The organism is Streptomyces sp. NPDC005070 (assembly GCF_053600395.1).
In genome coordinates this window covers 49,232-60,059 of record NZ_JBSFZS010000047.1, presented here as the reverse complement: position 1 = coordinate 60,059, position 10,828 = coordinate 49,232, and the positions used below count along the sequence as shown (strand labels likewise).

The window sequence follows — 10,828 nt, the reverse complement described above, 5'->3', positions numbered from 1 at the left end:
CCCTTCGTCGTACCACCGCGCGAGACCTCTTCCCGCCGGCGGATGTCGTACCGCCGACGGGACGGAACGGCTACTTCGTCGTGCTGGTGTCGCGGCGCACCGACAGCAGGTCCTCGAGCTGTTCCTCACGGGCCTGGGCGGCCACGAAGAGGAGTTCGTCGCCCGCCTCCAGGGAGTCCTCCCGGGAGGGGGTCAGGACGCGGGTGCCGCGGATGATGGTCACCAGCGAGGTGTCCTCCGGCCACGCGACGTCGCCGACGGTCGTGCCGGCGAGGGCGGACTCCGGCGGCAGGGTCAGCTCGACGAGGTTGGCGTCGCCGTGGCTGAAACGGAGCAGCCGCACGAGGTCGCCGACGCTCACCGCCTCCTCCACGAGCGCCGACATCAGACGCGGGGTGGAGACGGCGACGTCCACGCCCCAGGACTCGTTGAACAGCCACTCGTTCTTGGGGTTGTTCACCCGGGCGACGACGCGCGGGACGCCGTACTCGGTCTTCGCGAGCAGCGAGACGACGAGGTTGACCTTGTCGTCCCCGGTGGCCGCGATGACCACGTTGCAGCGCTGGAGCGCCGCCTCGTCCAGGGAGGTGATCTCGCAGGCGTCGGCGAGCAGCCACTCCGCCTGCGGGACGCGCTCGACCGAGATGGCGGTCGGCGCCTTGTCGATCAGCAGGATCTCGTGGCCGTTCTCCAGCAGCTCGCCCGCGATCGAGCGGCCCACGGCGCCGGCACCGGCAATGGCGACTCTCATCAGTGCCCCGCCTCTTCCTCAGGGCCCTTGGCGAACGCCGCCTCGACCTTGTCCACCTCGTCGGTGCGCATCATCACGTGCACCAGGTCGCCCTCCTGCAGCACCGTCTGCGAGCTGGGCAGGACCGCCTCGCCCAGCCGGGTGAGGAACGCGACGCGTACGCCCGTCTCGTCCTGGAGGCGGCTGATCTTGTGGCCCACCCATGCGACGGAGGTGTGCACCTCGGCGAGCTGCACACCTCCGGTGGGGTCGCGCCACAGCGGCTCGGCACCCGAGGGCAGCAGCCGGCGGAGCATCTGGTCGGCCGTCCAGCGGACGGTGGCGACGGTCGGGATGCCGAGGCGCTGGTAGACCTCGGCGCGACGCGGGTCGTAGATGCGCGCGGCGACGTTCTCGATGCCGAACATCTCGCGGGCCACCCGGGCGGCGATGATGTTCGAGTTGTCACCGCTGGAGACCGCCGCGAAGGCGCCGGCCTCCTCGATGCCCGCCTCGCGAAGGGTGTCCTGGTCGAAGCCGACTCCGGTGACACGACGGCCGCCGAACCCGGAGCCCAGCCGCCGGAAGGCGGTGGGGTCCTGGTCGATCACGGCGACCGTGTGCCCCTGTTGCTCCAGGTTCTGGGCAAGAGCGGAACCAACTCTTCCGCAGCCCATGATGACGATGTGCACGACCGTCCTTCCGCATGAATGGTTACGGCTCAGGCTAAACAGGGTCTCAGACCGCCGCCCAAGCTACACACGCGCGGTCGACCAGGGGCTTCGTTGCGCAGGTTCGCCTGTGCCTTTTTCGCGGAGCGTTCGGGGGACGGACGTGAACGACGGCCGACGCGGGGGGTTCAGCGTCGTGTGATGCTCCGAACACTCGCGAGGGTGAGGATTCCGAGGCCGACCAGCGCCACGGTCGCGCCGATGAGCTCAGCGGTCACATGCATGGGTCCTCCAGGGCGGTCGGGAACGGGGTTTTGTCATATAGACACGTGGATCTCCGGTGCTGCGGAATCCGCAGCCGGAGCCACCCTGTTTTCACCCGGAGAGCAGATGACGTGCCGAAGTGGGACGGCGGGTGGGCGACAGCCAGTTCGAACCCTTACGATTCCCTGTTGTGTCCAAACTGACCGACGTGCCCAAGCGGATCCTCATCGGGCGTGCACTGCGCAGCGACCGGCTGGGGGAAACGCTTCTGCCGAAGCGCATCGCCCTCCCCGTCTTCGCATCCGACCCGCTCTCCTCCGTGGCGTACGCCCCCGGGGAAGTCCTGCTGGTCCTTTCCATCGCGGGCGTGTCGGCCTACCACTTCAGCCCCTGGATCGCGGTCGCGGTCGTCGTGCTGATGTTCACGGTGGTCGCCTCCTACCGCCAGAACGTGCACGCCTACCCGAGCGGAGGCGGTGACTACGAGGTCGCCACCACCAACCTCGGCCCGCGGGCCGGTCTCACCGTCGCCAGCGCGCTGCTCGTCGACTACGTCCTGACCGTCGCCGTCTCCATCGCCTCCGGCATCGAGAACCTCGGCTCGGCGGTGCCGTTCGTGGTGGAGCACAAGGTCTTCTGCGCGGTCGCCGTCATCGTGCTGCTCACGCTGATGAACCTGCGCGGGGTCAAGGAGTCCGGAAAGCTCTTCGCGATCCCGACGTACGTCTTCGTCGCCGGCGTCTTCATCATGATCGCCTGGGGTGCCTTCCGCGGGCTCGTGCTCGGCGACACCATGCACGCGCCGACCGCCGACTACCACATCAAGGCCGAGCACCAGGGGCTCGCGGGCTTCGCCCTCGTGTTCCTGCTGCTGCGCGCCTTCTCGTCCGGCTGTGCGGCGCTCACCGGCGTCGAGGCGATCTCCAACGGCGTCCCCGCGTTCCGCAAGCCGAAGTCGAAGAACGCCGCGACCACGCTGGCGGCGATGGGTCTGCTCGCCGTCACCATGTTCTGCGGCATCATCGCCCTGGCCATGACCACCAAGGTGCGCATGGCCGAGAACCCCGCCACGGACCTGATCCACAACGGCGTGGCGGTCGGCGCCGGCTACGTCCAGAACCCGGTGATCTCCCAGGTCGCCGAAGCCGTGTTCGGCAAGGGCAGCTTCCTGTTCATCCTGCTGGCCGCCGCCACCGCCCTCGTCCTGTTCCTGGCCGCGAACACCGCGTACAACGGCTTCCCGCTGCTCGGTTCGATCCTCGCCCAGGACCGCTACCTGCCGCGCCAGCTCCACACCCGCGGCGACCGCCTCGCCTTCTCGAACGGCATCGTCCTTCTGGCCGGCGCCGCGAGCATGCTCGTCATCATCTACGGGGCCGACTCGACGCGCCTGATCCAGCTCTACATCGTCGGTGTGTTCGTCTCCTTCACTCTCAGTCAGACCGGCATGGTCCGCCACTGGAACCGCCATCTGGCCAGTGAGACCGACCCGGCCAAGCGCACCCACATGATCCGCTCCCGCGCGATCAACGCCTTTGGTGCCTTCTTCACCGGGCTGGTCCTGGTCGTCGTCCTCGTCACCAAGTTCACGCACGGCGCCTGGGTCGCCCTGCTCGGCATGGTGATCTTCTACGCGACGATGACCGCGATCCGTAAGCACTACGACCGCGTCGCCGAGGAGCTCGCCGCGCCCGAGGGCCCGTCCGACGACAGCGTCCGCCCCTCCCGCGTCCACTCCGTCGTCCTGGTCTCCAAGATCCACCGGCCGGCGCTGCGCGCCCTCGCCTACGCCAAGCTGCTGCGCTCCGACACCCTCGAAGCGCTCAGCGTCAACGTCGACCCGGCCGAGACCAAGACCCTGCGCGACGAGTGGGAGCGGCGCGGCATCGACGTACCGCTGAAGGTCCTCGACTCGCCCTACCGCGAGATCACCCGTCCGGTCATCGAGTACGTGAAGGGCCTGCGCAAGGAGTCGCCGCGCGACGCGGTCTCCGTGATCATCCCCGAGTACGTGGTCGGCCACTGGTACGAGCACCTGCTGCACAACCAGAGCGCCCTGCGACTCAAGGGCCGCCTGCTCTTCACGCCGGGCGTCATGGTCACCTCCGTGCCCTACCAGCTCGAGTCGTCCGAGGCCGCCAAGCTGCGCGCACGCAAGCGCCAGGACTGGAACGCTCCGGGCGCGGTGCGCCGGGGCCCGGCCCAGGTGCGGCCCAAGGAGCCCACGCAGAAGAGCTGACGGGGGCGGGAAGCGCGTCGCGAGCTCACGGACGGGGCGGGAAGCGGTGCCGCGAGCTCACGGACGAGGCGGGAAGCGGTGCCGTGAGCACGTAGACTGGACGGCTGTTGTCCGGCCGTGTTGTCCGGCCGTTTCCCCCTCTCATCTGGAGTCACCCCACCATGCAGGCAGAACCGAAGAAGTCGCTGGTGGGGGACGAGTACGAGGTCGAGATCGGCCCCGTGGCGCACGGCGGGCACTGCATCGCCCGTACGGACGAGGGCCAGGTCCTGTTCGTCCGGCACGCCCTGCCCGGTGAGCGGGTCCTCGCCCGGGTGACCGAGGGCGAGGAGGGCGCGCGGTTCCTGCGCGCCGACGCCGTCCAGATCATCGACGCCTCCAAGGACCGCGTCGAGGCGCCCTGCCCGTACGCGGGTCCCGGCCGCTGCGGCGGCTGCGACTGGCAGCACGCCAAGCCGGGCGCTCAGCGCCGTCTCAAGGGCGAGGTCATCGCCGAGCAGTTGCAGCGCCTCGCGGGCCTCACGCCCGAGGAGGCCGGCTGGGACGGCACGGTGATGCCCGCCGAGGGCGACAAGCTGCCCGCGGGCGAGGTGCCGCAGTGGCGCACCCGCGTCCAGTACGCCGTCGACCCCGACGGCAACGCCGGACTGCGCCGCCACCGCTCGCACGAGGTCGAGCCCATCGAGCGCTGCATGATCGCCGCCCCGGGTGTCACCGAACTCGGCATCGAGGAGCGCGACTGGTCCGGGATGGAGGCCGTCGAGGCGATCGCCGCGACCGGCTCCCAGGACCGCATGGTGATCCTGGAACCGCGCCCCGGCGCCCGCCTCCCCCTCGTCGAACTCGACAAGCCGGTCTCCGTGATGCGGGTCGCCGAACAGGACGGCGGCATCCACCGCGTCCACGGCCGCGCCTTCGTGCGCGAGCGCGCCGACGGCCGCACCCACCGGGTCGGCAGCGGCGGCTTCTGGCAGGTCCACCCGATGGCCGCCGACACCCTTGTCAAGGCCGTCATGCAGGGCCTGCTGCCCCGCAAGGGCGACATGGCCCTGGACCTCTACTGCGGCGTCGGCCTCTTCGCGGGCGCCCTCGCGGACCGCCTGGGCGACCAGGGCGCGGTCCTCGGCATCGAGTCGGGCAAGCGCGCGGTGGAGGACGCCCGGCACAACCTCGCCGGCTTCGAGCGCGTCCGTATCGAACAGGGCAAGGTCGAGGCGGTCCTCCCGCGCACCGGCATCACCGAGGTCGACATCATCGTCCTCGACCCGCCCCGGGCGGGCGCCGGCAAGAAGACGGTCGAACACCTGTCGTCGCTGGGGGCACGGAAGATCGCCTACGTGGCCTGCGACCCGGCGGCGCTGGCCCGTGACCTGGCGTACTTCCGCGACGGCGGCTACAAGGTGCGGACGCTGCGGGCGTTCGACCTGTTCCCGATGACGCACCACGTGGAGTGTGTGGCGATTCTGGAGCCGGTGAAGAAGTCCGGCTGAGGCCGCGGGCTCCGGGCCTGCGGCCGCGGAAGGAAGGGCCACACCGGCGGCGAGTCCCGCGGAGGTGGTCCTGCTTCCGCTGCCCGGCTCAGTCGTGCGGGACTTCCTAATCACGGTCTCCTTGAAGCGTCGAAGTCGATGCGAATGTCACCCATGATTCCCCCGTGCGTCTGCTCTAGCGGTTGATGGACTGGATCTCCTGGACGTTCATGTCCTGGGTGGTCTCGAACGTGCCGTCCGGCAGGTCTCCCTTCGCGCCACCGCTGCCCTGCCAGGAGATCCGCCAGGTGATGGACGCGCTCAGCCGGTACGGCTTCCCGTCCGTGGCACGCAGGTAGGTGATGCCGCACGGCGGGGTCCTGCCGGCGTCGCCCTTGGCGTACGGGGTGCCGATGGATCCGTCGTCGTTGATCGCGCAGTCACCGGAGGCGGGGGAGGTCTCGGCGTCGCCCGTGCCCGGGTTCAGGTGGAGGGCGACCGGCTTGGCCGTCGTCTCCGCCCACACCCCCGCGGCTGCCAACTCGGCGCGCACCTTGACCTCCTTGAAGGTGCCCTTGTCCAGCCACACCCAGGTCGGGACGTTGACCGTGGACTTGGTGGCCGGCTTCAGTTCGATCTCGGTCTCGGGAACCTTGATCTTGTTGTAGACGTAGGCGGCGAGCACGTCAGGGGTGGGAGCGTGCTTGTTGGCGGGGAGTGTCCTGGCGTTCTGCCAGAACAGCGTGTCCTCGCAGTCGTAGGACTCGGGATCGTTCGCCCTGTCCTGGTTGATGACCCCGCGCCAGAACATGCCGTCCTTGCCGAGGTTGTAGTTCTCGTAGCCGTCCCCGCTGCCGTTCTCCGCTTTGCCCTTCTCGTAGTGGTCCACCATCAGGTCCTCGCCCCAACTCAGCGTGGGCGTGACGGGTACCAGGTCCCTGTTGGGGTTCTTCTTGAGGCTGTCCACTGCTGCCTTGAGCGCCTGCGGCGTGGCCACGGGTTCGTACCAGCAGGCAGGGGGCCGCCAGTTGGGATCCGCAGGAGCGAGCGTCTTGGGTGAGGTCCCCGAGGTGCCACCGCTCAATTGGGTGACCTTGATCCGGGTGGCGGTGGCCTTGGCTCGCAGCGTGTTGCCGGATGCGCCGCCTGAAGGTGTCGATGAAGGGGGCTTGTTGTCCTGATCTCCGATGGCTCCGTAAGCCGCCGTGGAGGAGAGGACCACCGCGTAGACCGACGTGGCCAACAGCGTGCACGTCTTCGCTGCGAAGCTCATCAGCGGCAGGCTCCCGGAACCACCGTCGAGGACGTGGTCTTCCAGACGCCTTGGGGGTTCTTGTCCAGCTTATTGCGGTACTGGAGTACGTTCTCGGGCTTGTCAGCGGTGGTGGTGATCTTCGCGGTCTTGCGGTTCTTCGTGGACGCCTTACGTTCGTCGACGCAGTAGAAGAGCACGCCCGAGCCGGTGTCGTTGATGTGGACCTGGGGGGCGAAGGCGGTGACGCTGCCGATCAGACTCTCGTCGTCATCGACAAACTGCTTGATCCACTTGCGGGCTGTGACCAGGGTGGCATCCGAGTTGTAGAACGCCACGGCGTCGGAGTTCAGATCCGCCTCGATGACCGCGGAGTACTCCGACCTCAGTTCCTCCCGGCCGTCGTTCAGGATCGCCTGGAGCTTCGGATCACTGTTCGTCCATCCTTCGAAGTTCGCCTGGAACTCCTTGGAGAGCGTGATTTTCGGCCGGGTGGCTGGGTCCTGCGAGGCCGGAGCGGAAGCGCTCGCGCCGGCCGAGGCCTTCCCGCCGCCGGCGTCCGCCCCTTTGATTTTGTCCGAGGACGAGCCGTCGTCCCCTCCCGAACCACAGGCGGTCAACAGCAGGGCCGCGGATACGGTGAGCACGGCTACGGCGAGCCTGGCGGGGCGGTTCACTCGGGACTCCTGTTGAGGTGGGGGTTGCTGAAGCGAACCAACGCTATCCCTGGGGCATGTCGTGACACCAGTTGGCATCCCGTCAAGACGGCACAACTGGTGCTCACCCAGGGCGGTTTAGCTGATCCCGCCCCACGCTTTCGTAAGGATCACCGATCGACGGCTCGAAGGGGAGACGGCCGTGTGCCGCAGCGACAGGTTGTTACCGGCCGCGGCCAGGAGCCATGCCGGAGGTTCGCCGAGGCGTTGCGGACGCTACGGGCCGCCGGGAGCGGGCTGATCGTGCGGGGAGACGGGCGGTACGTCGTCGTGAGGTGGGGACGGGGGCGTCGCATCCTCCGTCCGGAGCGGGTTTTGTGCCCGTGCCCGCAGTCTGCGTCGGTGGCCGGTGCGGTCGGGGCGGCCCTTGTAGCCCTTGGGCTGCCAGGTGGTGCCGTGCCAGAGGTCTGGCGGGACCCAGCGGGAGCAGGCCTGATCGACGTCCGTGGTCACGTTGATCATCCGGGTGAGTTCGATGCGATAGCGCAGCCTCGGGAGACCGTCGGCGGGCGGGTCGGCGTCTCGTACGTGGCGCCACAGCAAGGGGTGGTCGCGGTCGAAGTCCCCCCGGGGGAAGAGTTCGAGTGTCGCGGTGTCGTGGTCGCCGGCCGCGTCACCAGTGGAGTAGATGCACACCCCGGCCAGCGAATCCCAGGGCAGTAGAGCGTCCCCGTCCATGCTGAACCACCACCAGCCCGTCGCGTCGAAGACGAATCTGTCGTTCGACGTGGCTGCCGTCCCGATCAGCATGAACAGGCCGCCCAGCGCGCACAGGCCGCCGACCGAGGCCAGGAGCCACCGGGTCAGGTCCTGGTCGAGCAGCGCCGCTGCCGACAATCCGACGGCGGCGATCGACCAAGTGACCGCGGTGGTGATCAGGCAGGGTGTGATCTCCCGCTGCCCGTACCGCACGGCGGTCGCGTCCTCGGACGGCCGCTCCGGAAAGCTCCCCCCGGCGCTCATGGACGCCACGGTACCGGCCCCCGCCGAGCTACGGCACCCGATCCGTTCCGAGCTGACGGGTCCTTTTCCGAGACCTTCGTATGCTGGGCGTGTGAGGCGGACTTCTTTTGCGAACTGGCCCTGTTCCATCGCGCGCACGATGGATCTTCTCGGCGACTGGTGGACGCCCCTGGTGCTGCGGGAGGCGTTCTACGGGATCAAGCGGTTCGACGCGTTCCAGCAGGAGCTCGGCATCGCGCGCAACACCCTGACCGACCGGCTCCGGCGACTGGTCGACGAGGGGCTCATGGAGAAGCGGGCCTATCAGACGGACCCGGTGCGCTACGACTACGTGCTCACCGAGATGGGCCGGGACTTCTTCGGGGTGCTGGCCGCCATGAACAGTTGGGGCAACCGCTGGCTCAGCGGTGAGCAGGGCCCGCCGGTCGTCTTCCACCACGACCGCTGCGGGCATCAGGCCGAGGCCGCCGTCGTGTGCGGCGACTGCGGTGAGCCGATGACGGCCGAGGACACCCGTCCGCGGCTCGGCCCCGGCTATCCGCCGCACCTCGCCGAACGGCCGGACATCCAGAAGCGTTTCACCGCCTGACCGCGCCGCGGCTTCCGCGTTCGTCTCCCCTTTCCTCCCGGCTCTCTCCGCGCTCTCTCTGCTCCCCGCTTCCGGTCCCGTACCGGGAGCGGTTTTCCTTGACATGACAGTCTATCTACGCAACTCTCAAGGTCAGGGCCCTGGGATGGGTGAGGTCCTGGGGGACGAGAGGAAGGCCGGAGACTCATGGAGTGGACGGGCGCCCGCTACGCGGACCAGCCGACCGTCGATGTACGGACACGGATCGACGCTCCACCGGGACGGGTGTGGGACCTCGTCTCCGACATCCGGCTGATGCCGGACCTGAGCGCTGAGCTCCAGTCGGTCGAGTGGCTCGACGGCGTGACGGCGCCGCGCGTCGGCGCCCGCTTCGTGGGGCGCAGCAGGCACGCGTCGCTGGGGGAGTGGGAGACCACCTCGTACGTCGTGGAGTACGAGCCCTGCCGGGCCTTCGCCTGGGCTGTGTCGGACCCCGAACACCCCAGCGCCGTATGGCGGTTCGCCTTGGAAGAGGTGGACGACGGTACGGAGCTGACCCAGTGGATGCGGATGGGGCCGGGCCGTTCGGGGCTGTCCTTCGCGATCGACCGGATGCCGGAGAAGGAGCAGAAGATCGTGTTCGTACGGCTGCGGGAGTTCGAACGGAGCATGACGGACACCGTCGCGGCGATCAGGAAGCTGGCCGAGAGCGCGGAAGGGACGGGTGCGTGATGCGTACCTCCACGACGATCGAGGCGTCGACGGGCGACTGGCGGGAGACCGTCGACTTCGTGGTCGAGGCCGAGAAGCTCGGGATGGACATCTGCTGGGTCGCGGAGGCCTGGGGCTCCGAAGCCCCTTCTCCGCTGGGCTACTTGGCGGCGAGGACCGAGCGGCTGCTGCTCGGCTCCGGGATCATCCAGCTCGGGACCCGCACCCCGGCGGCCATCGCCCGCGCGGCGATCACGCTCTCCAACCTCTCCGAAGGGCGTTTCCTCCTCGGCCTCGGACCGTCCGGGCCCCAGGTCATCGAGGGGCTGCACGGAGTGCCGTTCGCGCGCCCGCTGTCCCGGATGCGCGAAACCGTGGAGATCGTCCGGCAGGCGGTCGCCGGGGAGGAACTCGCTTACGAGGGACGGGAGTTCACGATCCCGCTGCCGGGCGGCGAGGCGCGGCCCATGCGGATGTCCATACGGGCCGAGCACGACCTGCCCGTCTACCTCGCCACGCTCTCGCCGAAGATGCTGCATCTGACGGGCGAGATCGCCGACGGCTGGCTGGGCACCAGCTTCGTGCCCGAGGGCGCCAAGGGGGCGTACTTCGACCACCTGGACGCGGGCCTCGCCGCGTCCGGCCGCGGCCGTGCCGACCTCGACATCTGCCAGGGCGCCGAAGTGGCCTTCGCGGAGGACGAGGACGCGCTGCGTGCCATGGTCGCGGGCCGGAAGAAGGAACTCGCCTTCAGCCTCGGCGGAATGGGCTCCGCCACCACCAACTTCTACAACGCCGCCTACAGCAGGCAGGGCTGGGCGGAGATCGCGGCCGAGGTCCATGAGCGGTGGCAGGCCGGGGACCGGGACGGCGCCGCCGGGCTGGTGACCGACGAGATGGTCCTCGGCACCACCCTGATCGGCACCGAGGACATGGTCCGCGAGCGGCTCCGTGTCTGGCGCGCCGCGGGAGTCGACACCGTCCGCTTCTACCCCGCAGGCACGACCCTGGACGAACGGCTCACCACGCTGGGGCGCGCGCTGGATCTCGTAGCGGAGCAGAAGGCGGAACAGAAGGCGGAACAGGAGGCCGAGGAGGAGGCGGAGGGGACGTCGGCTGTCGCCGAGTAGCTTGGCGGGCTCTGTCTCTGCCTCGTGCGGTGCCGGGCCGGGCCGGGTCGGGTCGGGTCGGGTCGACACCGCGCGGCCCGGCCCCCGACCGCCGTCGAGACCGTCACCCGATCAG

At 69.2% G+C, this 10,828-nt stretch carries 10 protein-coding genes; 5 read left to right on the top strand and 5 right to left on the bottom strand.

Annotated features, from left to right (window positions below; all coding sequences use genetic code 11):
• Positions 1-70 precede the first annotated feature (70 nt).
• Positions 71-751, bottom strand: coding sequence for a potassium channel family protein (locus ACWEBX_RS18270; protein ID WP_326785033.1), 681 nt, complete (start codon positions 749-751; stop codon positions 71-73).
• Positions 751-1,422, bottom strand: coding sequence for a potassium channel family protein (locus tag ACWEBX_RS18265; protein WP_326785032.1), 672 nt, complete (start codon positions 1,420-1,422; stop codon positions 751-753). Before ACWEBX_RS18265 ends, ACWEBX_RS18270 begins: the two co-directional genes overlap by 1 nt.
• A gap of 433 nt (positions 1,423-1,855) precedes the next feature.
• Between ACWEBX_RS18265 and ACWEBX_RS18260 the strand changes: the two genes are divergently transcribed.
• On the top strand, positions 1,856-3,904 hold the full coding sequence (locus tag ACWEBX_RS18260) for an APC family permease (protein WP_384795943.1): 2,049 nt from the start codon (positions 1,856-1,858) through the stop codon (positions 3,902-3,904).
• A 161-nt stretch (positions 3,905-4,065) separates the two neighbouring features.
• The gene (locus tag ACWEBX_RS18255; protein WP_451885851.1) at positions 4,066-5,394 is read left to right on the top strand and encodes a class I SAM-dependent RNA methyltransferase; all 1,329 of its coding nucleotides are present in this window, start codon (positions 4,066-4,068) and stop codon (positions 5,392-5,394) included.
• A gap of 175 nt (positions 5,395-5,569) precedes the next feature.
• On the opposite strand, the gene ACWEBX_RS18250 is transcribed toward ACWEBX_RS18255, so the two are convergent.
• The 3 genes from ACWEBX_RS18250 to ACWEBX_RS18240 all read right to left on the bottom strand — a co-directional run bounded on the left by ACWEBX_RS18250 (position 5,570) and on the right by ACWEBX_RS18240 (position 8,304).
• Positions 5,570-6,646, bottom strand: a complete 1,077-nt coding sequence (locus ACWEBX_RS18250) for a hypothetical protein (RefSeq protein WP_451885850.1) — start codon at positions 6,644-6,646, stop codon at positions 5,570-5,572.
• Positions 6,646-7,302, bottom strand: coding sequence for a hypothetical protein (locus tag ACWEBX_RS18245; protein ID WP_451885849.1), 657 nt, complete (start codon positions 7,300-7,302; stop codon positions 6,646-6,648). The genes ACWEBX_RS18250 and ACWEBX_RS18245 overlap by 1 nt, the downstream gene beginning before the upstream one ends.
• Before the next feature lie 255 nt (positions 7,303-7,557).
• Positions 7,558-8,304 carry a hypothetical protein gene (locus ACWEBX_RS18240; protein ID WP_451885848.1) on the bottom strand — a complete coding sequence of 249 codons (747 nt, stop codon included), beginning with the start codon at positions 8,302-8,304 and terminating at the stop codon, positions 7,558-7,560.
• Positions 8,305-8,443: 139 nt separating this feature from the next.
• Between ACWEBX_RS18240 and ACWEBX_RS18235 the strand changes: the two genes are divergently transcribed.
• The 3 genes from ACWEBX_RS18235 to ACWEBX_RS18225 all read left to right on the top strand — a co-directional run bounded on the left by ACWEBX_RS18235 (position 8,444) and on the right by ACWEBX_RS18225 (position 10,713).
• On the top strand, positions 8,444-8,893 hold the full coding sequence (locus tag ACWEBX_RS18235) for a winged helix-turn-helix transcriptional regulator (RefSeq protein ID WP_451885847.1): 450 nt from the start codon (positions 8,444-8,446) through the stop codon (positions 8,891-8,893).
• A 186-nt stretch (positions 8,894-9,079) separates the two neighbouring features.
• Entirely contained in the window at positions 9,080-9,604 is a 525-nt protein-coding gene (locus ACWEBX_RS18230; protein ID WP_451885846.1) for an SRPBCC family protein, read from the top strand.
• Positions 9,604-10,713 (top strand): LLM class flavin-dependent oxidoreductase, encoded by a 1,110-nt coding sequence (locus ACWEBX_RS18225; RefSeq protein ID WP_451885854.1) that lies wholly within the window; start codon positions 9,604-9,606, stop codon positions 10,711-10,713. Before ACWEBX_RS18230 ends, ACWEBX_RS18225 begins: the two co-directional genes overlap by 1 nt.
• The last annotated feature ends 115 nt before the right edge of the window (positions 10,714-10,828 follow it).

Coding starts and splice junctions, on each gene's coding strand:
- ACWEBX_RS18225 (WP_451885854.1), top strand. CDS start 9,604: ATGCGTACCTCCACGACGATCGAGGCGTCGACGGGCGACTGGCGGGAG.
- ACWEBX_RS18255 (WP_451885851.1), top strand. CDS start 4,066: ATGCAGGCAGAACCGAAGAAGTCGCTGGTGGGGGACGAGTACGAGGTC.
- ACWEBX_RS18230 (WP_451885846.1), top strand. CDS start 9,080: ATGGAGTGGACGGGCGCCCGCTACGCGGACCAGCCGACCGTCGATGTA.
- ACWEBX_RS18240 (WP_451885848.1), bottom strand. CDS start 8,304: ATGAGCGCCGGGGGGAGCTTTCCGGAGCGGCCGTCCGAGGACGCGACC.
- ACWEBX_RS18270 (WP_326785033.1), bottom strand. CDS start 751: ATGAGAGTCGCCATTGCCGGTGCCGGCGCCGTGGGCCGCTCGATCGCG.
- ACWEBX_RS18250 (WP_451885850.1), bottom strand. CDS start 6,646: ATGAGCTTCGCAGCGAAGACGTGCACGCTGTTGGCCACGTCGGTCTAC.
- ACWEBX_RS18235 (WP_451885847.1), top strand. CDS start 8,444: ATGGATCTTCTCGGCGACTGGTGGACGCCCCTGGTGCTGCGGGAGGCG.